Genomic DNA, 23,563 nt, shown 5'->3' on the forward strand with positions numbered 1-23,563 from the left:
GAATTATTTCTTTAGACCATCAACAACTGTTAACGTATTGTTTAAGATTTTTGCCATTTGAGAGCGTGTTAATTTGTTTTCCGGATTGAATTTCCCTTCAAAACCAGAGATAATACCTAATTTATTTAATTCAGAAATTGCTTTTGATGCTTCAACTTCTTTTGGCATATCAGAGAATTTTGCTGCTTCTCCAGATGCTTTATAGCCGTTTTTCTCTAATAGACGGTAAATCATTAACGCCGCTTGTTTACGAGTTATATCTTGTCCAGGTGCAAATGTAGTAGCTGTTTTACCGTTAATAATACCGTAACCGTTTAATGCATTGATTGCTGTTTTTGTTTCTGCATCGTATTTTGTGATATCAGAGAAGTTCGCTTTTGCGGGTACATCCAATTTTAATGCACGGTTTAGCATTAATGCGAATTGAGAGCGTTTCAAGTTGTTTCCAGGGTTGAACTTTTCTGCAGCTTTGAAAATCCCTTTGTTATAAAGGTTAATGATTGCATCTTTGTTACCGTTGTTTGCGATATCTTTAAATGGAGCAGTTGTTGAGTTCTTATCGCTAAACTTCATTTGGAAGTCATGTGCAGTTTCATATAAAACATTCCCATTAAGAACTACTTTTAAATCAGCTGTTGCTGTATAGATTTTTTCTAAATCTTTAACTGATAACGTGTAGATTTTTACTGTATTATTGCCAACTTTTTCTTCTGACTTTAATGCAACCGTTGCGCCTTCAACATCGAAGCCTAATAAGTGTTGACCTTCAGGGAATGTTAATTCTACATCATAGCCACCTTCAGTTGTTGTCACTGTTACTTCATCGTCTAAATATTTATTGTGCATAATAGACAATTCCTGAGTTCCGTTCTTTAATGCTGTAACATCCATTTTTACAGATTCAACAGGTGCAGGTTTTACTTCAGCTTTTGGTAACTCCAGGTCAGCTGTTTCGATAGCGAAACCGAAGTCATACCATTTATCCATTTTCGCTGCAGGAACAACAACATGTACACCTGCTTCATGTAATTCACTAATTGAAGGAATTTCTACTGTATAAACGCCATCTTTTTCAGTTGCTTCTTTACCCGCAATTTTAAATCCAGCTACCATTTCTTTTGAAGTTGCCGCTACAGATACTTCTACAGAATATTTGCCGTCTTTTACGATTAATTTCGCTTTAGGTGTGAAGTGGTTTGTAATTGCTTTGTAGTTACCTATTTTTTCTGAATTATATGCATCCCAAACAATATCGTAAGTACCATCTGCTACTGAATCGAAAGTTTTGCCTGGTGTATAAACTTTCTCTTCTTTCACTTCTTCAACCGGCTTTGTTGTTTCCGTTACTTCTTTAATTGATTTTGCATCAGGTGTTAATGTAACTTTATAATCAACTGGATCTTTGCCAACGAAAGTAATTGTCATATTAAGAGTAGCTTCTACAGGAGCATAATCTGCAGTTACTGGAATATTGATGTGCTTTTTCCCGTTATATTCAGCCATTGCAGGTTGTCCTGCTACTGTTACGCTATTTACCATTGCTAATACCGCATCTGATAATTCAATATTGATAAATTGCTGACCATTACGTTCAACTAGCTTGCCTGTAGTTGGAATAAAACGTTTTAGTGCATCATCCGCGTCAACTTTAAAGTCAATTGTTTTTGATGCTGTCGAAGTAGCTGCATCTGTTGCCTTTGTTTCTGTAGTCGTGTCAGCAGATACTGCCATTGCTGGTACGATTGCTGATGTAGCAAGCAATGATGCTAATACTGCTTTAGTTGCTTTTGATTTGTTAGCCATTCTTTATTTCCCCTGTCTGTTTATATAGTTTTTGTTTTCTTTGTGCGAATGAATACAACAGCTGCTATGATAAATAAAATAACTGCCATTAACGGTAATTCATCGCTCGTCTCCGGATTTTCTACTACCTCAGAATCTTCAGCTTGCTTCGTTTCAGATGCAATTTCTTCATCTGATTTTGTAGAATCATCTGTCTCTGTCGTTTCTGTTGTCGCTTGCTGTTCGGATGAATCTTTATTCTGCTTTTCAGTTGATGGTGCTGGTGTATTTGAAGAAGTATTACTTCCTGACGACTTTGTCGGTGTTTCCTTAGGGGCTGGAGTTGTTTTTGCAGGTTCCTGCTTTACCGTTTCTTTAGGTTCCTCGACTTTTGCTTCAGGTAACCCCCCGCTATTAAATACAAAATCTACACTATAGCTATGATGGTAATCGATATCATCAATGTCGATTTTCATCGCTACTGTCACTAAATTTGCATTGGAAACAGAAAATTGCACTGTACGGTGGTCTGAGGATTCATTTGAGCTGATTACTTTCGCTCCGCCTGGAGGATTAAACTGTGTCACCCAACTGCTGTTTTTAATCGTAATCTGCATTGTCATTTTTCCGTTGTTTACGATTAACTTGGCTGGCTTTAAAAAATAGTCATTTGCCATTGATGCCGAATTGCTCCCGGGTTTATTTACTTGATAACTAACATCATATGTACCATCAGCAATTGCTGCAGATGAATTATTCGGTAAAGTAAACGCTACCAAAAAAAGAGCAGCAAAAAATATGAAGAAACTTTTTCTCACACTATTTCTCCTCCTTTTCTATATAATATCAAAGTTTCTAATAGAGAATATTTCTCAATTCCACTATATAGCATGCCATAAAAATGGTTGATTCTCAAATGGCAACATTCCCCTTTCCCATTAAATTTCGGCCAATCCTTTAAAAATTCATGAATTTGTCGCAATTACAGCTTGACTCTTTTTCACAGAAGTTCAGTTATTTACAGAAAAGGGGAATAATCTACAAGTACTCGTATTTTCCGACCTATCGATTACTTATTTTTATACTGAAAAGTTGTTTATGAGGAATACTAGGAAGGTTGGAGTCTTCTTCAAAAAATTAGTTAAATAAAGTATAATAGGGAGTATAATTAAAATAATTTTTAGGGGTTACGTTATGATTTTAGATAAAAAGAATGCACAAAAATTTGCTTATGAATATATACGAGAACGAATTTTAAACGGGACCTATAGTGGTGGCATGAAACTTGTGGAAGAACGCCTGGCAGATGAAATTGGCGTTAGTCGAACACCGATTCGGGAAGCAATTAAAACACTTGAACAGGAAGGGTTGATTAAAAAAAAGCAAGTTGTTAATCCGACTGCTCAAGATTTAATATACCTATATGATATACGTATATTACTTGAAGGTTTTTCTGCAAAAAGAGCAGCAAAGTATATGACTCCAGATAAGATTAAAGAGCTTGAAAGTACTATCACGAAATCCCGCAGTTCATTTCTCGAAGGGCATTCAAAAGAAATGTACAATTCTAACCAGCATTTTCACGAATTAATTATTAATGAATGCCAAAACCCGCTGATTATTGAAAAATTAGAAGAAGCTCGTACGATTTTTCACTTGTTTAGTTTAAGATTCGATCTATATAGTCGACCTAATATTATTGAAGAGCATGAAGAAATTTACAATGCAATTAAAGACAAAAACGAAGAACTTGCCGGCGAACTGATGGCCAAACATTTACAAAAAGATATGAATTTTACACTGGAATATATCGGTAGACGAGGTCAATATTAAGTTCAATTATATAATTGATGTCCGAACATAAACTTTTGGAATCGTCTATTCCATAACATATAAAAAGGCACTAATTCTTCCAACCGGGAATTAGTGCTAAAATGTTATGGGATTCAATTGTTTTCAATCGTTCTTACTACATCTAATACTTCATCGAACTGATTAATTACATAATCAGCTTTTGAATCTTCTTTGTAAGACGGATCTTTTATCCATACGCTAATCATCCCAACGTCATTTGAAGCTTGAACATCATTTATTAAATGATCACCAACGTAAATTGCTTCATTTGGAAGGACATTCAGTATATCCAATGCATAGTTGAATATATTTGCATCGGGTTTTCTCATCCCTACTTCATCCGATACAACGATGCAGTCAAATAGCGAATCAATACCAAGCTTAATAACATTATTACGCTGATGACCAACACGGCCGTTAGTTACTAGACCTAAGAGGTATCCTTGTTCCTTTAGTTTTTTTAAAACCATCTCGATATCCGGAAAACCAACTGCGAATTTTTGGAAGTTATCTTCATACTCTTTTACGAGCTCTTCCATTGAATAGGGTAAGTTCCATTCTTTTATTAATGTTGAATAGACAACATCTTTCCAAACATATCCCTGTGCATCGAGTTCAATGAATCGATCAATGAAGGGCTGCTTCTGAATATTTTCTAATTGAAACAAACGCTCATACTGCTCATGAATATAGTTATTTAGCGCTGTATCCCGATCCATGATTGTTCGATCGAAGTCAAATAAAATTGCTTTTATCATATTATCTAGTTTCTCCTTTTAAGTAGGAAATCTAATCTTGTATTCCTGCTTTAATCCAACTGCCTACTTGAATCGTTCTCCGTGCTTGATATTCAACTGCTGCTTTTGCATCCTCAATGATCTGGCCATCTTTTCCTACCGTTACACTTGTACCAAACGGATTACCACCTGCCGTAAAAACACTTGGATCCGTATAACCTGGAGTTGCTACAATTACACCCCAGTGATACATTGTTGTGTAAATTTGCAATAATGTTTGTTCCTGACCACCATGCACATTTTGTGCAGAAGTCATTGCACTTGCTACTTTGTTAGCCAACTTCCCATTGTACCAAAGCCCGCCTGCTGTATCGATAAATTGTTTAACTTGACCCGGCACATTTCCAAAACGTGTAGGGATGCTAAATATAAATGCATCTGCCCATACTAAGTCGCTTAATTGTACTTCTGGCACATCTTTCGATTTTTCCATAAACGCTTTCCATGCCGGATTTGAATTAATTGCTTCTTGTGGAGCTGTTTCCTGAATTCTTAATAATTTCACATCTGCACCGGCTTCAATTGCAGCAGCTTCGGCCCACTTCGCCATTTGATAATTAGTTCCTGTTGAACTGTAATAAATAATAGCAAGTTTCACTGGATTTTCTTCCTTTACTTTTCCTTTAAAAAACATATATTACTTCCCTCCAATCCAACAATAAGCGACTTCTAATCAAAGAAATCGCTTATTAATTTACCCTATTTAGTTAAGTACAACCAACATTATGAATTTAAATATATAAATAATTATTTTCTTATTGCTTGTACTGCCGCCCGAATTCCTAATAAGTAGCTCTCTTCACCAAAACCGGAAATTTGACCTGTCACAATATCAGCGAATACTGATTTTTCACGGAAGCTCTCACGTGCATGAATATTTGACATGTGCATTTCAACGATTGGGCCTGTAAAAATAGCTAATGCATCTCGAATTGCATAGCTATAGTGAGTCCATGCACCTGCATTCAGAACAATGCCGTCAACACCTGCCAGGAACGCTTCGTGAATTTTTTCTACGAATTCACCTTCATGATTCGTTTGAAAAGTTTCTACTTCTACATTTAATTCTTTTGCCAGTTCTTGAATGTTGTTGTTAATTTGATCTAAAGTAATTGTGCCATAATGTTCAGGATCGCGTTTACCGAACATGTTGTGGTTAACACCATGTAACATTAAAATTTTTGTCATCATCCATACTCCTTAAAATAAATTGTTATATAGAATATAGTGTTTTAGTATTTGTAAACATTTCATTATCCATACCGTATATAAAGGAGCGTGTGATATGAATATATAATAATATTGAAATTATTTATGTTCACCAAACATAATTTCTTTAATTTCCTCAATTGGCATATCTTCGCCAGTGAATAATTTAAAGCCTAAAGCACCTTGCCATAACATCATACCAAGACCGTTGATTACTGTACAACCTGCCTCTTCAGCTTGAGTTAATAATTTTGATTTTTGCGGGTTATAAACTACGTCAGTCACAACTAAATCTTTACGTAACACATCTAACGTTTCATCCACAATCGATAAATGATCAAGCGGTTTCATACCAAGGCTTGTACCGTTCGCTAAAATAGCAGATTCAGCAACTTCACGACGGAATGCTTCTTTATCTTCCAATGGGAAAATGTTCGCTTTTACGCCAAACTCTTTCATTTCATTGTTAATGTAGTTCACATTTTCTTCTGCTTGTCCAAAGAATTGGTCGTTACGTGCGAAAATTGAAATTTCACGGATACCTGATTGAGCAAATTGAATAGCGATAGGAGTTGCAGCGCCACCAGAACCAACAAGGGTAACTTTTTGACCTTTAAGCTCTACACCATGCTCGATTAAGTTGCGGATATAACCAAGACCGTCCGTGTTGTAACCGATTAATTTACCATCGCGGTTAACTACAGTGTTAGATGCACGAGAATATTTAGCTGAATCATCTAATTCATCTAGATAATCAAGAACTTTCATTTTGTTAGGCATCGATACGTTGAAGCCTGCTACACCTGCCGCTTTGAAACCTTTAACTGTTTCTTCTAATTCTTCGTTACCTACTTCAAATGCAAGGTAAGCATAGTTTAAACCTTTTAATGAATAACCTAAGTTATGCATACGTGGTGATAGGCTATGGCCAATCGGTGTTGCAAGTAATCCTACTAATTTTGTTTTACCGTCGATTTTTTTCTCATTTACATTTGTCATTAGAAACGCTCCTTTTATTTTGTATAAATTCAGATGTTTTATTTCACTGTTGCTTTGTCTGTTTTACCAAAGACTTTATTTAAACGACTTAGTACATAAACCGCTAAAATAACACTAATTACAGCAATCACAATATCAAAGACAAGTGTCATCGAAATACCAACTGAGTCTACAAGTGCACTTGTAATGATTGGTACTAAAATGAATGCTGAACTTGCAGCAATATTAACGTACGCTGAGAACGTTGCTTTATTTTTGGGGAAAAGCTTCATCATGACACTTAACGCTAATTGGAAAATACCCGATGTGAATAGACCAAGTAGGAATGTACTTACTAATACAAGACCGTATGATTCCACAACAAATAGTGAAAGCATCGCTACGATAGCGCCAATTGGATAAATAATCGCGACCATAATTGGTGAAATATATTTATCTAACACAACTGCAAGCAATAATACCGATACAAGTGCGCCGATACTGAAGTAAGACAGTAATTGAACTGCCTGGCTGGACTCTAAACCAATGAAATCTGTACCCAGTTTAGGTAACCATGTTTGCCAAACAACGAATAACGCCGTTGAGGTGAAACCAATTAAAATTATGGCTAAACCTTCACCAAAGATTTTTGGCTCTTGTTTAAAGTTTGTTTCAACTGTTTCTTCACCTTTTTCATCTTTAGCTGGTGCAGCTTTATGTTCAGGGAATGGCATGAACATTAAGTAAATACCGCTAACTAAATATAGAGCACCTAGGCCAAAGAATGCCCAGCCCCAGAAAATATCATTAGCAATTAATACAGCTAAAATAAATGGTAATAATGTAGCACCGATTGAAACAGATGCTTTTACTAAAACGTTAGCTGAACTTGCTTTTTTCGGGAAGGATTCTGTCAACGCAGGATATGTCCCTGAATCAAGTAGTGAGTTCGCAATACCTGCAGAAATTGCAAAAATGAATGCGATTACATAACTTGTCGTTGTTGGAATACCAATTAAGAATACTAAATATAGGAAACAAGCCGTGATAATAACTGGCTTACGACCTAAGCCATCCGAAAGACGTCCTACGAAGAATAATGCCCCTAATTTACCGATACCAATAGCTGATACAAGTAAACTGATTTGTGCAATCGTTACGCCATATCGATCAGATAAGTTGTCCATGTTTGAAGCGATAATAATATTAATCATCCCAAGCATGAAATAGTTAAGATACATCCCAAGAGATGTTTTAAGAAACGGGCTTTTCATGTTTTCACTCCTCAATATTTGTGCTGGATCCTATATATTCCTGATTCATATATCTCGAATCCGAGGGATTGTAGAGTATTCTCCTCGTATTTCAAGAAGAATCTAATGCACAACTTTAATTTTTTTGTATTTTATAAAAATGTAGGTAGCAAGCAAAATACTCACTAGAGCGAGAACGAAATCAAATACAAATACAGATGTAATATTAACGTACTCTCTTAATAATCCTGTTCCGTAGGGAATCACCATAAAAGCTACACTTGCTGCTGCACTGACGTACGCCACGCTTGTTCCTTTGTTTTCAGGGAATAGCTCAACCATAACAGTCATTGCTAGTTGGAATATTCCAGACATAAATAAACCTAAGAAGAAGATTAGAAAAGCGGTTAAACCTTGAGTCGAATTTGTTAAAAAGAGAACTAGAAAAACTGCTGCCATAAACGGATATATGATCATCGCTGTAACCGGTTTAATCCAACGGTTAAGAAAAATAGTTAATAGGATTACGGATAGTAAGCCACCAGCACTAAAGAAACTTATCAGACTCACTGCTTCAATATCTCCATAACCTAGGACTTCTATGGCATAAGTTGGCATCCAAGTTTGTACAATCATTGAAAGGGATATAGAGGTAAAGCCAAATAAAATCAAGGCTGCTCCTTCTTTCATGAATTTCGGCTTAATAGAAAATTGTACTTTCACTGCAGAATAATCGACCAAATAATGATCGAATTCATCTTCCTTATTTTTGGGAAATGCAGATTTAAGAACAATAAATGCCACAACTAAAAATAATGCTGCCGGTACAAAGAATGCGTATCCAAAAAATAAATCCTTTGAAATAAATAAGGCAATCATCATAGGCAGAAGTATTGCGCCTATTGATACAAAGGCTTTGATTAATACAGTAGCGCTACCTGCCCGCTTAGGAAAAGCCTCATTTAATGCCGGATATGATCCCGAGTCTAATAATGAGTTACATGTCCCTGCGATAAATGCAAGCCCTATTGCAATAGAAAATGAATTTGTAAGGGGCATCCCAACTAAAAAAACAACGTAAAGAACCGCTGCAACCAGTATTAATGGTTTTCTCCCGTAGCGATCAGAAAGTTTCCCTGAAATATTGACAGTAAATAGATGTCCAATGCCAATTACGGATATTAGTAAACTAATATCTGTCCGGTCAACATGCATTTGTTCAGTTAGAAAGCCCATATTAGATGCTAGAATAATATTCACCATTCCAAGTAATAAATAGCTCATGTAAATGCCTGTACCCATTTTTAAATATGGATTTTTCATCTTTTACCTCTCTTATATATTTTCAGGATATTTATTAAAAAGTCGCTGCTAATAGAGTGATCGAAATCATTCCCAGTATTTACCTGAACACGAAAAGTTAATCTTACTAATCGGCTTCTCTTTATTATTTTATTTCTTATAGATTTTATACTTTTAATTCGAATAGCTATTACCAACCAGCTTCCTCTGGAACAACTTCATAATATCACTCTGTATACATTTTTGTCAATTTTGTATACAAAATAAGATAATTCTGTTTTTTCTCCTATCTATACTGCCCTTTATAATATAAAAAAGTCCCGAATAATAATGTAAATCTAGTAGTAGTTATTGATGGGGCGTGTATATGTTCCACTTTATAAACTTCATGCTCAAACACGAAAAGCGCCTCCCTTTTCAGGGAAGCGCTTTTAACATATTCTGCGTCTATTTAATTTAACCTTAACCTTAACCTTGCAGCATTTTACTGCTTTGCCGGTACAAACCCGGCATCCTTGGCATCTTCTTCTGTACAGAACATTTCCTCTGCTACAGTATTCTCAAAATCACGCTGTCCTGGCATATGGTATATCTTATTACCTTTGGAATTTATATTTCCTTTAATTTTACAACTTGCCTCATTTTCTGACATGTTCAATTTATCTTCTTCTACAGTAGATTTATTTTCATCGTTTACCGCAGCATAGTATACCTCTTTATCGTAGCCTCGATTCGTCACATAATCCTCAACAGACCAAATGCCGATTGCATTATGTTGGGCCGTTTTTTGAATGGATTTAAACCAGTCGACATGTTTCGTATTTGGATCATAAATATAAGCTACCCGTACAAGTCCGCTTTTCAATAATTGTTCTTGAACGCTAATGCCCTCTTTCGTATAAATATAGGCTAGCAAACGTTTGTATTTATCACGGTACGTTACATCAAATTCGACATAAACAGAATCTTGTCCAGCTAATAACTGCTTTAGAAACTCTTTTGCTTCAGGTCCAAACGGTTGCTCTCCTAATGTTTCATGATTTGTTTCCGGAGCGTCTATAAGAAGCAGACGTACTTTTTCTGAACTGCCGTTATATTTGATCCGTATTGTATCACCGTCAATGATGTCCTGCAGTTCGTACTCTTCGAAATCGCTAATATCATATTTTGTTGCCGTCTCTTTCGAAGAAGCTGCAATTCCTTGAATTGTATTGGTTTCACTAGTAGTAGCTGTATTCGTTTCCTCTGTACATCCACTTATTAGTAGTGCAGAAAAAAACAAAGCCATAATTATCTTTTTCAAATCTCTATCCTGCTTTCTTAACCTGCTATAAAATAAACTACTGCGGTTCAATTCATACTGTAGTCTTAACTAAATATTAAATATAGTACAACGGCTAAAATAATCGTCCCACTCGTAATCAATGTTTTAATATCTTTGTCACTCATATCCTGTACCTCTCTTCTATTACGTATAATCCATTTTATCATTATTGAACACATAAAAAAATCTTCAGCCTAAAAAACCGAAGATTGTAATTTTTTATTAAATTACTTCTTTTAGATTTCTTTATTTGCCTTTGGGTTCGGCCCCAGCACGATCGGTGGGATATCTGCAAATGTTCCGCCTTCTTCTTCCAGATCACGCATTCGGTGTGCCAGGCGAGATGCTGCACAAGCCGCGATACTTCCAACTAGATCGTCTAGAAATGTATTTACAGATTCGCCCGCTTTTGTATCAAGCTTTTCAATGATTCCAATTTTTTGCTTATCCAAATGACCGAAAGTTGTTACGGCAATACTTCCATACGTAAATACTGACCCCAATGCCAATGTTTCATCAACGCCAAACAGCCCTTCATCAGCCTCGATAATTGCTTGTAGCGGTGCCGACAGCAGTCTTTTCTCTGCCAGTTCATCAAGCTCAATTCCGACTAGCACTGCATGTTGCACTTCACGTTTATTTAATACACGAACAACCGATTGAATGCAGTGCTCGATCGTTAAACCTTCATTATATGGTGACTGCATCGTAAACACGATTTCAGCAATATCTTCAATTGTTACATGACGACGTTCCAACGCGTTATAAGTAGCTTTTGTCACTTCGTCAGAGTGTACGCGAATATTTTTATTATGCATAAGAAATCCTCACTTCTATTTATTTTAAGTATTTATTTCTCGTCTTCTTTCTATATATTACACCTTTATTTTCCTATATGATACAATTTTACATACATCAAAATACAGGGGTGACAACATTGGAGAGAGGCACAGTAAAAGACGTTGCTTTTTTTAGCAATGCATTAAACGAGGAGCTGGAGTTATTAATTTATATTCCAGCAAATTATTCCCCATTATATGAATATAACATTCTAATTGCGTCCGATGGTAAAGATTACTTTCAGCTAGGAGGCATTCCGCGCCTTGCTGATGAACTGATCGATGGCTATCTAATCGAAAATACAATCATTGTTGGTGTGCCATACAAAAATTACGAAGATCGTAAGCGAAAGTATACACCAGCAGGGGATCAATTTGAAGCGTATATGCGGTTTTTGGCACATGAGCTCGTGCCTTATTTGGATGACGAATTTTCAACTACACAAGTTGGCGGCGGACGTGCATTAATAGGTGATTCTATGGCTGCAACCATTTCATTAATGACTGCAATCCATTATCCAAATATTTTCGGGAAAGCCATTTTACAATCACCTTATGTAGATGAGCTTGTATTGCAGGGAGTTAAGGATGCGAAAAACGTCGATATTCTTTCGTTGTACCATATTATCGGTCTTCAGGAAGATCAGGTTTCATTAAAGGATGGCACGGTCAAAGATCTCTTAACACCGAACCGGGAGTTGCATCAACTGTTCATTCAACATGGTATTGATACATTCTATGAAGAATTCAATGGAAATCATACATGGACTTATTGGAAACCTGATTTAAAACGTGCACTAATTGAAATTTTCGGATAATACGGTATGTTGGAAATGTTTATTCACAAATTTTTCTGTTATACTTATAACAATTACGCCTTGGTGTGGCTGTATCTAGATTTTTGTTAGTATAAATAGTTGTATAAAATCTATGCCATTTACAGGACGTCTTACCTTCATTTAGCACGGTGCTAAATGATATTATAAAATTTTTAGGGGGTAATGAATTTGAAATATGGTATTGTTGCTTTTCCATCTAAAAAATTACAAGATTTAGCGAACACTTATCGCAAACGCTATGACCCGCACTATGCTTTAATCACACCTCATATTACGCTCAAAGATGCGTTTGATGCGGATGAAGCTGAAATCGGAGAAATCTCCAAGCATTTGCAGGAAGTGGCATCAAGGTTTGCACCTTTACAAATTCACGCCTCACGAATCAGTTCATTTTATCCGACGACGAATGCCATTTACTTCCGAGTTGAGCCAACACCACAGTTGGAAAATATTCAAAAGTCAATTCAGGAAAAAATTAATTTTGGTGCGCCAAAGCATGTGTTTGTGCCACATATTACAATTGCACAAAAAATGAGCGCTTCCGAGCATGATGATATTCACGGCCAGTTGCGTATGGTTGGAGTAGATGAAAAAGATTCGATCGATCGTTTCCACTTGCTTTACCAATTGGAAGACGGCTCATGGACAACTTATGAAACATACAAATTGACTGGAGCTGAGTAATACGTGTTTGAAGTAAAACTAGTTACAACCGACGAAGACCGCGAACGTGCATTTGAACTACGTAAAGAAGTATTCGTCAAAGAGCAAGGGGTTCCACTGAGTTTGGAATTAGATGAATATGATGAAACAGCCACTCATTTTTTAGTAAATGAAGGTGAAAATTCAATTGCTACAGCACGTCTTCGGGAAGTCGAACCGAAAGTCGGAAAAGTTGAACGCGTTTGCGTATTGAACAATTATCGCGGTAAACGACTTGGCGCATTAATTATGGAAGCTGTTGAACAATATGCAAAAAAAGCTGCGTTTGAAAAGCTTAAGTTGAATGCCCAAAGCTATGCAATTCCTTTCTATGAAAAGCTGGACTACACTGTCACTTCTCCGGAATTTATGGATGCAGGGATCCCACATCGCGCTATGGAAAAGAAAATCTAATTCTTTAAAACTCATAAAAGGAGAAAAACATCCATTTCCCGCCGGAGAAAATGGATGTTTTTCGTATTATTACGCCACTTTTAAAGTTCCGATTTACTTCATCATTTTCTCGATTTTTGAAAAATCCAAAGATTTACCGTCTTGAATGATTGATTGGACAATTTTGTCTTCAAGTTCACTCGTAATCGGTTTATTTGCAAGGCGACTCACCTTTTTCACGATTTTCCGAACTTGTTTTTCATCCGAGAAATCTGCATACGTCAATGCATTGGCAAGAGTCATAATTTCATCGAAATCAACGCCGGTTTTGCGCTCCACTTTTTTAAAAAACGAACGATCCATACTGTTTGCTTACCTCCCTTAAATAAATACGCTACCAACGATGATAAGTAAAATAAATAGTACAACGATCAATACGAATGTACTACTGTTATTACCCCCGCCATAGCCTGAGGAACCATAATCGCAACCACCTTGTTGCCAACCTTGTTGCTGCCAACCATATCCAGACATACTTATACCCCCCTTTCTATTTTGTAGTGTATGCAAACACTCAAAAAAAAGGAGGGTATTCGTCTAATCTACTTTTCCTTTAGGCTTAAATATTACTGCCGCGATAAAGCCAAACAATATTGCCGCGCTAATTCCGGAGCTCGTCACCTCGAACATACCTGTCAACAGACCAATCCAGCCATGTTTTTCAACTTCAGCCATTGCTCCATGTGTCAATGAGTTCCCAAACGAAGTAATCGGAATTGTCGCACCGGCCCCAGCGAAACTTATTAAGGGTTCATATAAATTAAGTCCATCTAAAATTGCGCCTACTACTACTAAAATGGACAATGTATGACCAGGTGTCAGCTTTCCTACATCCAATAATAACTGACCAATTAAACAAATTAATCCACCTACGACAAATGCCACTAAAAATGTAAAGCCGATTGTAATCACCCCATCCCGATTTCAATTGCATGTGCTGTGCACGGAATTGACTCGCCTTGTTGAAAAGAAAGCGGCGATAAAAGTGCTCCTGTCGCCACCAATAATACGCGTTTGTAACGACCAGTTTTAAATTGTTCCATCATATAGCCGCTATAGACTGCTGCAGAACAACCTGCCCCACTCGCTCCTGCCAAAAATGCTGTATCTTCTCCGTAAAATTCAGCCCCGGCATCACGGAATCTTGATAAATCTTCTTTTTTTACACCACTTTGGGCAAACATCGCAATTAAAATTTTTAATCCAATTTTCCCTAGATCACCAGTCATAATGACATCGTAATCCTGAATCGTTTGTGAACGCTTTTTTAAATGTGCCTGAATCGTATCAAATGCTGCTGGTGCCATTGCTCCACCCATATGAAATGGATCTGTTGCTCCGTAATCAATTACTTTTCCGATTGTTGCGGCTTCCACATACGGAAGCTTCGGCTGATGTTTGCCAACCAATACAAATCCTGCTGCTGTTACGGTCCACTGAGCAGTTGCAGGCTTTTGACCTCCATAATCTACCGGATAGCGAAACTGGCGCTCGACCGAGTTGTGCTGGCTAGATGCACCGGCAATAGAAAACTCACTTGCACCCAGTTCTGTCAATAATGAAGCAATAACTATAGAAGAAACCGATGTTGCACAGGCAGAAAATAGACCGATAAACGAAATCGCCAGTTCCCGTGCGGCAAAGTTTGTAGGCGTCATTTGATTAACTAAGTCCCCGCCCAATAAATAATCAACATCCAAATTGTTTAAGTTCGACTTTTTCAAAATGATTTGACATGCTTCAGAAATAAGCATGGCATTTCCTTTCTCATTCGAATCTTTTTGCCACCGTTCGTCGGTCGATATTTTGTCAAAATACGTTTGAAAGACACTCCGCTTTTCCAAAGGTCCTACTACAACACCAGAAGAAAGAATGGATGGCTTTGACTTAAAAACAATTACCACGAAACGACACCTACCGATACCAGAATTAATTTAACCAATGTCACAAAAAAGGCCGAAACAACCCCAAACAAAATAACCGAACCTGCAAGTTTGAACATATTACTGCCGACACCTAATACAAATCCTTCCGATTTCCCTTCAATAGCTGAAGAAACAACAGCATTACCGAACCCTGTTACTGGAACGGCACTACCAGCTCCGGCAAATTGGCCAAGTTTTCGATATAGTCCGAACCCTGTCAGGAGCATAGCGAGAAATACCATTGTTGCCACTGTTGGATTGCCTACAGTTTTTTCCGTAAAATCAAAAAATATCATATAAAAAAAGGAAATTGCTTGTCCTACACAACAAATAATACCGCCAACAACAAATGCTTTTAGACAATTAATGGCAAGAGGTGTTTTCGGTGAAATTTGTTCTTTTAACGTATTGTATTGTTGCTCATTCAAGTTACGTTTCCTCCTTAGCAAGCTTTTTAAGCTCATGCAATTCTTTCAGCATTTTTTTCTGATTATTTTCTTCCATTAATTTGGTCGATTCCCAGAACATTTTAAAATCTGCTGAAACGTTGACTTTACTATCGGAAAATTTATCTTCCAACTTTTTTTTCCAGTCTTTTTCAATTTTTTCGCGATTCCATTTTTTAAATGGTTTTAATTGCATAGCGACAAATAATTCATCTTCAAATACTAAAAGATTAGCCTGTTCTATTGCATCATCTTCTTTTAAAAGCTTTTCTACTTCCTGCTGATTTTGTACATTATCTGTCATTGAATACGTTGCAACTTTCTCTCGGTCATTGCAGCCTGCAAGAATAAAAAGCAAACTCAATGCCATGAATGCCTTCCGCATAATAGTCCCCCTTTTGTCCATTTTTCTCCAAGTATAACCGTCCGTATTTTGAATTATTCATCTTGCATAGAAGTTTGGGGAAACCTGTTCATTCGCCCGATTCCTTTGACAACCGATTCATATTATTAGTAAGAGTTAAGAATACCGGAGGTGAAAAATTATGGGTTGTGGAAGAGGTAATAATGATGTAGGTGGAGCAGGTGAACATCATCACTCACGTGGTTGTGTCTGTGAGGTTGTTCGTGCAATTTTAGAAATTCAAAATGCAGCAGTACAGGATGAATGTAACCGTTGTACAACAAACTGTTTCTTAGAGCCGCTTGGTGGAATCGTTAGCCCGGCGCGATCAAATGTTGACACACGTGTATTTACTTTATTGAACAAGGATGGATCACCATTCTTCGCTACATTCAATACGCCAAATGGCTCTTGTCATTGTGTATCAATTTATTTCCGTGTTGAAGATGTATTTGATGGCTGCTGTGCAACACTACGTGTTCTTGTACCGCAAGATGACAATGGGCATACAGTTGATTTACTAAACGACTACGGAACTGCTATTGATTTCCGTCAAGTATGTAAAGTAACACAATTTGAAGCTTCAGATAGCTGTATCACAGTTGATTTAGATTGCTTCTGTGCTGTTCAATGTATCGATGACGTAGACCTTGGCATTTGTGACTAATTCACAGGAAAAACACATCTCGCGCATATAGCGCGAGATGCTGTATTTTCTTAATGAAACGTACTAAAAAAAGAGGAGCCATTAACGTGGCTCCTCTTTTTTATAAAGTATGATGAATTAACACAATCTCATTAGCTTTAATCCAACGTTTCGTCTCACAGCAATTCAACAATACTTGACTACCACTGATTTTATCGATTGATCCGTGTATTTTTTCGCCAGATTTCAAAATAAACACCAACACCCTAGGCTCTTTCGTCGGCTTCGAAAAATAATGGAGCTGTCGGGCAATAAGGCCATTTTCTATTTTTTCAGTTGCAGGACGTACATAAATTGATGTACTTTCTTCTTCTACTTCGACCCGCTTTTCTTGTATATAAACAGGACTTGCAATAAAAAGTAATGGGTGAATTTCCACATTCCACATCCTTTTTCATACAATATGCAAAGTCTTTTCAAATCGTTCCTTACAGAATCCTGCTAATAAACGTCGTTGCAAGGCCAAGATAAATAATAATACTTGTAACGTCATTCAACGTTGTGATAAAAGGTCCTGATGCGACGGCAGGGTCAACACCCAGCTTATGCATTAAAATCGGAATGAACGATCCAGCAAGTGTTGCGACAATAATCGAGCAGCAAATCGCTGCGCCGACGAGCAGTCCGATCATTAATGTACCTTTCCAGAAGAAAATGATTCCAACAACAATAGCACCACTTACAATTCCCATAATAAGTCCTGTACTTAATTCCCGAACGATCAGCCTGAATTTACTTTTCCCGCCAATATCCCCTGTTGCAATCCCTCGCACCGCTACAGCCAATGCCTGGGTTCCACTATTACCGGATGTACCGGAAATAAGCGGTATAAATGTTGCTAGCAAGGCGACTTTATCGAGCGTTGCTTCAAAAATCCCCATAAGTCCTGATGTCAGCATTCCTAAGAACAGTAAAATAATGAGCCATGGCAAACGCTTGCCCGCTGCACGTAATGGACCTGCATCATTATCATCCATATCTGCAATACCTGCCAGCTTGGAATAGTCGTCCTCTGCTTCTTCTTCAATAACGTCGATAATATCATCGACTGTAATAATCCCTTGAAGTTCACGGTTCTCGTTAACAACTGGAATTGCCAATAAGTCATAGTCCTTTATTAAGTTTGCGACATTTTCCTGGTCATCCGTTACTTTTACCGATACGACACGTTCGCTCATAATGTCGCGAATATATAAATCACCTTCAGCAACAATCAGTTCCCTTAAAGACATGACACCGAGTAGTCGATGTGCCTGATCCACGACAAAAATATAGTAAATCGTTTCGGCAGTTTGGGCTTCCTGACGCAGTACACGCATTGCCTCACGAACCGTTGCACTTTCTACTACCGATACATATTCCGTCGTCATAATGGCGCCGGCAGTATATTCTTCATAGCCTAAAAGCTCATTAATTTCATCGACCGTTTCTTCATCCATCATTTCCAAGTAATTTTCCCGTTGCTCGGTATCCAATTCATTCAGAATATCTACCGCATTGTCGGTATACATGAAGCCGAACATGGCTGCACCGTATGATGGATCCATCTCATCTAAGTAAGTTTTGTATTCATCATCTTCAATTTCAGTTGTTTCAAAAATGATTGCCATTTCTTGAGGAGACAAGTAACGATAAATAATCTGTCGTATGTCCGGGCCCACCTCTTCATAAAACTGTGCTTGATCATATGGATGGAGTACTAGGAAATGTTCACGGAACGACTCGATATTTTCTTCATCAAGCAGCATTCGCAAAAACGCTTCATCGTACTGGACTTCATCATTTTTTTCCTCTATCATGCTTGCCCCCTCCTTTCAACATTTCATAACGAGTTATTTTATGATTAATTGATATCTCTCGTCAAGGCTAATTATGTTTTATTATTATTTTTTTGTATATACAAAAATTGACCAATGACTAACACAAATTCCTTCTCAACAGTATATTCCCATTTTCCCCAAAAATAAAAGATGCCAATGAAATCTTGGCATCTTACATTAGTAAATCAATGTAGAAATCTCTTCTGGCAACTTGCTTTCAAAGTGCACTCTTTCTTTCGTTAACGGATGTTCAAATTCAATGTAGCGGCAATGGAGTGCCTGACGATCAATGAATGTATGAGTACCCCCATATAATTCATCCCCCACTAATGGGTGGCCAATATAAGCCATATGAACACGTATTTGATGGGTTCTTCCAGTATGAAGCTTCAGACGAATATGTGTCATGTTATTTTTACGCGTCAGCACAGTCACATCCGTATGTGCGAATTGCCCGTCTGGCCGGACTTCACGTTCAATAATGCTCGTATCTTTCCGTCCAATCGGAGCGATGATGGATTGCTGATCTTGTACAATGATGCCTTCTGCAACTGCTTCATATTCGCGGTGAATTTGTCCCTTTTTTTGCTGTTCACTCATTAAATGATGGATATGACGGTGCTTCGCTATAAGCATCAACCCGGACGTATCACGGTCAAGCCTTGTCACAATATGAACAGTTGAAGCATGCTGCTGCTGTTCAAAATAGCCATATACAAGGTTTGCAAGCGTATTATTGGGGTGTTCCCGGGAAGGAATTGAGCTCATAAAGGCCGGTTTGTCGACAAGAAGCACTGCCTCATCTTCGTACACAACCGTTAATTCTCCTTTTACGGGAATCAGCCCTTCACTTGCTTCTTCTACCGGGAAAATAATCGTCACATCATCGCCTTCTGCCAGCCGATGCCGTACATTTCTTTCTTCGCCGTTAACCAAAATTGCCCCACCATCAAATTTGATGGCAGTCAATGCACGTTTTGAAATGCCCCATTGAGCAATTGCATCACGCAAAAGCTCTTGATCAACCTTATTCGTAAATTGTAATTGAAATCGTTTATCCATATAACCTCATTCTATTCATTCGAGATAAATGAATCGTGCACACGTTCCCAAAACGGGAATGGTCTGAAACGTGCAAACCGCACTTTTTCATTTGCCACATTAAAAGTAATCGATTTTACATCGGTTTCCGTCATGCTAATATGATCGACCGTCATATTAAATTGCTGCTCATGTACGGGTTTTAATACACAGTTATGGTGTGCCGGCAATACTAAAGAAGATCCGACCGTCCGGAAAACGCGGTTATTGATCGATGCCATTTCTGTTATTTGCAAGGCCTGCAATGTCGGATGAATAATCGCACCGCCTAATGCTTTATTGTATGCTGTACTGCCTGACGGTGTCGAAATACATAAACCGTCTCCACGGAAACGCTCAAAATGCTCACCGTTCAGTTCCACATCCATCACAAGCGTTACGTCCGGTGATTTAATCGTTGCTTCATTCAGCGCAAGAAACGTACTGGAGTCGGAATGCAGGCGATGAACCTGCACTTCCAATAACGGGTATTCCACGACATTGTATTCCTTTTTGGCAATCGATAATACTAACTTTTCTAGCTCTGAAGGTTTCCAATCGGCATAAAAGCCTAAGTGTCCTGTGTGGATGCCGACAAAAGCTGTTTTATCCAAACGGTGCAAATAGCGGTGGAACGCATGCAATAATGTCCCATCACCACCAATCGAAAGAACAATTTCCGGCTCTTGTTCATCAAATTGTAAACCGAAATCAATTAAATAAGATTTTGCGAGCTCCATCAATTCATTTGATTGGTCATCTCTGCGTGATTGTATTGAAAACTTCATTAGTTGTCACGCTCCTCTTTGTCAGTTGACTTATGGATAGCTGTATTCGTTGCTTCTTTTATTTCACTGAAATATGCCTGCGCCTCTTGAATTTCACTTCTAATTGAGGACATTTCCTCATCTAAACGAAATGCTGCTTCGGCTGCGCTTTGCAATCGATTTTTTATTTCTTCCGGGAAAATCCCTTTATACTTGTAGTTCATGGAATGCTCAATTGATGCCCAGAAGTTCATCGCCAATGTACGAATTTGAATTTCTGCCACGACAACGATGCGACCTTGAATCGTTTCTACCGGATATTCAATAATCATATGGTGTGAGCGATAGCCACTCGGTTTACTATGTGTAATGTAATCTTTTTCCTCGATCACTTTCATATCATTACGCTGACGGATTAGCTCGGTTACTGTTGCAATATCATCAACGAACTGACACATAATCCGTACACCGGCGATATCTTGCAATTCATTTCCTAAACGCGCAGTCGGTTCGAATGGTATCTCTTTATCAAGCGATTTGTCATATATACTAGCAAGTGGTTTTACACGACCTGTAACAAATTCAATCGGCGAATTGGCACTCATAATACCAAATTGCGAACGCATCCCTTTTAATTTAATTTTAAGTTCATCCACAGCTTGTCGATATGGACTCAAAAATACTTCCCACTGCCCCAATTTAAAAACCCCCCAACTAGAAATAGTTCATTTCTGTCACACTATTTCATCAACACGTTGTTTCAAACAATTATACTTCTTGTGAACGAGAAATACACATTTCACACCTAAATCGCGTGAAATGATTCTTTTTCTTGTAATAATTAAGTTAAATGCTATTTATTTAAGAATTCGGCAAATGCCTTTTCGATATTTTCAACAAATTGATCTCCATAGTTGCTGTTGCCTTCAATATTATAAAGTAATCCTTGTAATTCATCAGCAAATTGTTGAAGCGGCAGCAAACCGTCCTGCACTTTCAAGTATGCTTTCTGCTCTGCCAATAACAGCTGTAATAGTTGCGGCCATACATTTTTTGAAAAGCTTAAATAACTGTATGCCTCATTTTCTTCTATGATATATAGAAACGCCTCATTATCCGAATCGACGATAACTTGCCCTGTCGATTGCAATTGGCTAAGTTGTTTCTTTTCATTTAAAATAAAATAGATTTCATTATGTACTACTTCAACATGTTCAATTATATATACGTTTCGCAATGAATTAATCTCCTTTTTCTTTTCATAACTGGAAAATGTCCGATAATAAAATTGATGATTCATCTACCCTTCACATTTTACCATAGGACACTCGATTGTTGCAGAAACGTTTGACTTCTTTCAGCCGTTGAATTTAATTGAAAACTATTAACAAAAAGGACGATGACAATGACACAGCAAATTGAAATAGAATTTAAGAATATGCTAACAAAACTACAGTACGAACGGCTTCTTGAAGCATTCTCCATAAAAAACGAACAAATTATTCGCCAGGTTAACCATTACTTTGATACAAAAGAAAACGATTTAAAACAAATTCACAGTGCTCTTCGAATTCGTGTCGTGGAAGATTCGATTGAATTTACGTTAAAAGAGAAAGCTTCCAAGCACCAGCATTTAGAAACGACAGATTACTTAACAAGTGAGGAAGCAAATCGTATGCTGGCCGGTGAAGGAGTGCCCCCGTATTCTGTAAACGAAAGACTGGCGCTATTTAATATTCCGGTAGGCGAGCTGCACTGTTACGGAACATTGACGACCGACCGGGTAGAAATCCCATATAAAGGCGGTTTGCTCGTGTTTGACCATTCTTTCTATTTGCACTGCGACGATTATGAGGTAGAATATGAGACACATGATGAAGCAGTAGGAAAAGAAATTTTCTCTGAATTTTTAGCACATCATGCAATTGAGCCACAGCCTGCGCCAAAGAAAATTGTGCGCTTTATGACGGCTTTAAACAATCAGAAAGGCTAGGTGCTGTGATGGATATTTCATCGATGAGAACATTGCTTGAACTTCAGGCAATTCAAAATTTAAATACATCCAATCAGTCAAGCTCAAGTGTATTGTCATCATCTACGTCGACTTTATTTTCCGATTTAATGAGCGACATTTTAGACGGACAATCATTATCTAGTTCACTAAATGGCCTAGGTGATGTGAGCACTTTCCAACAGTTAACGGATTCCGACCAAACTTCTAATTCACAGCAGCAAAAATCGGCTGCTCAAAACTATATCGCATCCTTTTTATTGAACAATTCTACAAACTTAACAAATTTACCGGGGACATTCAATACCCTTTCGGCAAGTAGTGAAACACCCACAATTGAACAGTATATGACGGATTTCACAAGAAAGACCGACGTAGCAAATTTCTTTGCCGGTGCTGAGACTTATGAAGCAGAAATTGCTGCTGCCGCAAAGAAATACAATTTACCCGAAAAACTGATTACTTCCGTTATTAAACAAGAGTCGAATTTCAATGCTTCTGCAACAAGTGCTGCCGGTGCATCCGGTTTAATGCAGCTCATGCCTGCAACAGCACGGTATTTAGGAGTTTCTGACCGCTTTGATCCTGCCCAAAATATTATGGGTGGTGCAAAATATTTACGCCAAATGCTCGACCAGTTCGATAATAATGTGGAAACAGCCCTTGCTGCGTACAATGCCGGTCCTGGAAATGTTAAAAAATATGGTGGCATTCCGCCTTTCCAAGAAACTCAAAATTATGTTAAAAAAATAATGAACTATATGAGTGTTTAATTTTTTACAGGAACCAGTGAAAATCGGAAGGCGAAAGCAAAAAGGAATTTTGAGATGTAACTGTAAATGCTGCTGAAATGCTCTAATTTGGATTTGCTGGAAAATTGATGTGGACACCTATTAAATCAACAATTCCAACATACTTTTAATAGAAGTGAAATGCCCTTCAAATTTTTTGGCAGGGCACTTTATTTGTTAAAATGGCCCTACGTTGCTAGAATGATTGTATCGCCTAAATGAAATTTACATTACTTACATGACATTCATATTTCATATACTGGCAAAGAAAGACACAAAGGA

Annotated in this window: 29 protein-coding genes; 7 read left to right on the forward strand and 22 right to left on the reverse strand. The window is 37.6% G+C overall.

Features of this window, described 5'->3' with window-relative positions; genetic code table 11:
- Positions 1–3 precede the first annotated feature (3 nt).
- Positions 4–1,803 carry an S-layer homology domain-containing protein gene (locus tag CBM15_RS02135; RefSeq protein WP_087615552.1) on the reverse strand — a complete coding sequence of 600 codons (1,800 nt, stop codon included), beginning with the start codon at positions 1,801–1,803 and terminating at the stop codon, positions 4–6.
- A gap of 20 nt (positions 1,804–1,823) precedes the next feature.
- A complete protein-coding gene (isdC, locus tag CBM15_RS02140) occupies positions 1,824–2,600 on the reverse strand; it encodes a heme uptake protein IsdC (protein ID WP_087615553.1) in 777 nt (258 codons plus the stop codon).
- A 376-nt stretch (positions 2,601–2,976) separates the two neighbouring features.
- On the opposite strand from isdC, the gene CBM15_RS02145 reads away from it, so the two are divergent.
- Complete coding sequence (locus tag CBM15_RS02145; RefSeq protein WP_087615554.1) at positions 2,977–3,615, forward strand: GntR family transcriptional regulator; 639 nt, start codon at positions 2,977–2,979, stop codon at positions 3,613–3,615.
- A gap of 113 nt (positions 3,616–3,728) precedes the next feature.
- Here the strand turns inward: CBM15_RS02145 and CBM15_RS02150 are convergent, their stop codons facing one another.
- The 8 genes from CBM15_RS02150 to CBM15_RS02185 all read right to left on the reverse strand — a co-directional run bounded on the left by CBM15_RS02150 (position 3,729) and on the right by CBM15_RS02185 (position 11,317).
- Positions 3,729–4,394: an HAD family hydrolase gene (locus CBM15_RS02150; protein WP_087615555.1), complete on the reverse strand. Its 666-nt coding sequence runs from the start codon at positions 4,392–4,394 to the stop codon at positions 3,729–3,731.
- A 31-nt stretch (positions 4,395–4,425) separates the two neighbouring features.
- Positions 4,426–5,067, reverse strand: coding sequence for an NAD(P)H:quinone oxidoreductase type IV (gene wrbA, locus CBM15_RS02155; protein WP_008403545.1), 642 nt, complete (start codon positions 5,065–5,067; stop codon positions 4,426–4,428).
- Between the two features lie 113 nt (positions 5,068–5,180).
- The gene (gene aroQ, locus CBM15_RS02160) at positions 5,181–5,621 is read right to left on the reverse strand and encodes a type II 3-dehydroquinate dehydratase (protein WP_087615556.1); all 441 of its coding nucleotides are present in this window, start codon (positions 5,619–5,621) and stop codon (positions 5,181–5,183) included.
- Between the two features lie 120 nt (positions 5,622–5,741).
- A complete protein-coding gene (locus tag CBM15_RS02165) occupies positions 5,742–6,641 on the reverse strand; it encodes a quinate/shikimate dehydrogenase (RefSeq protein ID WP_087615557.1) in 900 nt (299 codons plus the stop codon).
- Between the two features lie 38 nt (positions 6,642–6,679).
- Positions 6,680–7,894 carry an MFS transporter gene (locus CBM15_RS02170; RefSeq protein WP_087615558.1) on the reverse strand — a complete coding sequence of 405 codons (1,215 nt, stop codon included), beginning with the start codon at positions 7,892–7,894 and terminating at the stop codon, positions 6,680–6,682.
- A 102-nt stretch (positions 7,895–7,996) separates the two neighbouring features.
- Positions 7,997–9,196 (reverse strand): MFS transporter, encoded by a 1,200-nt coding sequence (locus CBM15_RS02175; protein WP_087615559.1) that lies wholly within the window; start codon positions 9,194–9,196, stop codon positions 7,997–7,999.
- Positions 9,197–9,659: 463 nt separating this feature from the next.
- The gene (locus CBM15_RS02180) at positions 9,660–10,478 is read right to left on the reverse strand and encodes a thermonuclease family protein (RefSeq protein ID WP_087615560.1); all 819 of its coding nucleotides are present in this window, start codon (positions 10,476–10,478) and stop codon (positions 9,660–9,662) included.
- A gap of 257 nt (positions 10,479–10,735) precedes the next feature.
- Positions 10,736–11,317, reverse strand: coding sequence for a phosphatidylglycerophosphatase A family protein (locus tag CBM15_RS02185; protein WP_087615561.1), 582 nt, complete (start codon positions 11,315–11,317; stop codon positions 10,736–10,738).
- Positions 11,318–11,436: 119 nt separating this feature from the next.
- On the opposite strand from CBM15_RS02185, the gene CBM15_RS02190 reads away from it, so the two are divergent.
- From CBM15_RS02190 to CBM15_RS02200, 3 genes are all read left to right on the forward strand, one after another.
- The gene (locus CBM15_RS02190; RefSeq protein WP_087615562.1) at positions 11,437–12,156 is read left to right on the forward strand and encodes an alpha/beta hydrolase; all 720 of its coding nucleotides are present in this window, start codon (positions 11,437–11,439) and stop codon (positions 12,154–12,156) included.
- A gap of 189 nt (positions 12,157–12,345) precedes the next feature.
- Positions 12,346–12,861, forward strand: coding sequence for a YjcG family protein (locus CBM15_RS02195; RefSeq protein ID WP_008403553.1), 516 nt, complete (start codon positions 12,346–12,348; stop codon positions 12,859–12,861).
- Between the two features lie 3 nt (positions 12,862–12,864).
- Positions 12,865–13,293 carry a GNAT family N-acetyltransferase gene (locus CBM15_RS02200; protein WP_008403554.1) on the forward strand — a complete coding sequence of 143 codons (429 nt, stop codon included), beginning with the start codon at positions 12,865–12,867 and terminating at the stop codon, positions 13,291–13,293.
- 93 nt (positions 13,294–13,386) lie between these two features.
- Here the strand turns inward: CBM15_RS02200 and CBM15_RS02205 are convergent, their stop codons facing one another.
- From CBM15_RS02205 to CBM15_RS02230, 6 genes are all read right to left on the reverse strand, one after another.
- Positions 13,387–13,635 (reverse strand): stage VI sporulation protein F, encoded by a 249-nt coding sequence (locus tag CBM15_RS02205; protein WP_008403555.1) that lies wholly within the window; start codon positions 13,633–13,635, stop codon positions 13,387–13,389.
- An 18-nt stretch (positions 13,636–13,653) separates the two neighbouring features.
- The gene (locus tag CBM15_RS02210) at positions 13,654–13,806 is read right to left on the reverse strand and encodes a YjcZ family sporulation protein (protein WP_008403556.1); all 153 of its coding nucleotides are present in this window, start codon (positions 13,804–13,806) and stop codon (positions 13,654–13,656) included.
- Positions 13,807–13,869: 63 nt separating this feature from the next.
- The gene (gene spoVAE / locus CBM15_RS02215; protein ID WP_087615563.1) at positions 13,870–14,244 is read right to left on the reverse strand and encodes a stage V sporulation protein AE; all 375 of its coding nucleotides are present in this window, start codon (positions 14,242–14,244) and stop codon (positions 13,870–13,872) included.
- Positions 14,241–15,236 (reverse strand): stage V sporulation protein AD, encoded by a 996-nt coding sequence (locus CBM15_RS02220; RefSeq protein ID WP_087615564.1) that lies wholly within the window; start codon positions 15,234–15,236, stop codon positions 14,241–14,243. The genes spoVAE and CBM15_RS02220 overlap by 4 nt, the downstream gene beginning before the upstream one ends.
- Positions 15,230–15,685 (reverse strand): stage V sporulation protein AC, encoded by a 456-nt coding sequence (gene spoVAC, locus CBM15_RS02225; RefSeq protein ID WP_087615565.1) that lies wholly within the window; start codon positions 15,683–15,685, stop codon positions 15,230–15,232. Before spoVAC ends, CBM15_RS02220 begins: the two co-directional genes overlap by 7 nt.
- A 1-nt stretch (position 15,686) precedes the next feature.
- On the reverse strand, positions 15,687–16,088 hold the full coding sequence (locus CBM15_RS02230; RefSeq protein ID WP_087615566.1) for a YhcN/YlaJ family sporulation lipoprotein: 402 nt from the start codon (positions 16,086–16,088) through the stop codon (positions 15,687–15,689).
- A 160-nt stretch (positions 16,089–16,248) separates the two neighbouring features.
- Here CBM15_RS02230 and CBM15_RS02235 point away from each other — a divergent pair, with 160 nt between their 5' ends.
- Complete coding sequence (locus CBM15_RS02235) at positions 16,249–16,773, forward strand: CotY/CotZ family spore coat protein (protein ID WP_008403561.1); 525 nt, start codon at positions 16,249–16,251, stop codon at positions 16,771–16,773.
- Between the two features lie 100 nt (positions 16,774–16,873).
- Here the strand turns inward: CBM15_RS02235 and CBM15_RS02240 are convergent, their stop codons facing one another.
- The 6 genes from CBM15_RS02240 to CBM15_RS02265 form a co-directional block, all read right to left on the reverse strand.
- Positions 16,874–17,191 (reverse strand): 4-diphosphocytidyl-2C-methyl-D-erythritol kinase, encoded by a 318-nt coding sequence (locus CBM15_RS02240; RefSeq protein ID WP_087615567.1) that lies wholly within the window; start codon positions 17,189–17,191, stop codon positions 16,874–16,876.
- 49 nt (positions 17,192–17,240) lie between these two features.
- The gene (mgtE, locus tag CBM15_RS02245; protein WP_014824608.1) at positions 17,241–18,611 is read right to left on the reverse strand and encodes a magnesium transporter; all 1,371 of its coding nucleotides are present in this window, start codon (positions 18,609–18,611) and stop codon (positions 17,241–17,243) included.
- A gap of 198 nt (positions 18,612–18,809) precedes the next feature.
- Positions 18,810–19,694, reverse strand: coding sequence for an RluA family pseudouridine synthase (locus CBM15_RS02250; RefSeq protein WP_087615568.1), 885 nt, complete (start codon positions 19,692–19,694; stop codon positions 18,810–18,812).
- Between the two features lie 11 nt (positions 19,695–19,705).
- On the reverse strand, positions 19,706–20,500 hold the full coding sequence (locus CBM15_RS02255) for an NAD kinase (RefSeq protein ID WP_008403565.1): 795 nt from the start codon (positions 20,498–20,500) through the stop codon (positions 19,706–19,708).
- Positions 20,500–21,177 (reverse strand): GTP diphosphokinase, encoded by a 678-nt coding sequence (gene yjbM, locus CBM15_RS02260; protein WP_008403566.1) that lies wholly within the window; start codon positions 21,175–21,177, stop codon positions 20,500–20,502. The genes CBM15_RS02255 and yjbM overlap by 1 nt, the downstream gene beginning before the upstream one ends.
- Before the next feature lie 155 nt (positions 21,178–21,332).
- Positions 21,333–21,716, reverse strand: coding sequence for a UPF0738 family protein (locus CBM15_RS02265; RefSeq protein WP_087615569.1), 384 nt, complete (start codon positions 21,714–21,716; stop codon positions 21,333–21,335).
- 168 nt (positions 21,717–21,884) lie between these two features.
- Between CBM15_RS02265 and CBM15_RS02270 the strand changes: the two genes are divergently transcribed.
- Both CBM15_RS02270 and CBM15_RS19585 read left to right on the forward strand, forming a co-directional pair.
- Positions 21,885–22,472, forward strand: coding sequence for a CYTH domain-containing protein (locus CBM15_RS02270; protein WP_087615570.1), 588 nt, complete (start codon positions 21,885–21,887; stop codon positions 22,470–22,472).
- 23 nt (positions 22,473–22,495) lie between these two features.
- The gene (locus tag CBM15_RS19585) at positions 22,496–23,263 is read left to right on the forward strand and encodes a lytic transglycosylase domain-containing protein (protein WP_275584029.1); all 768 of its coding nucleotides are present in this window, start codon (positions 22,496–22,498) and stop codon (positions 23,261–23,263) included.
- Positions 23,264–23,563: the final 300 nt, after the last annotated feature.

The sequence above is a fragment of the Solibacillus kalamii genome (assembly GCF_002174535.1).
Taxonomy (GTDB): domain Bacteria; phylum Bacillota; class Bacilli; order Bacillales_A; family Planococcaceae; genus Solibacillus; species Solibacillus silvestris.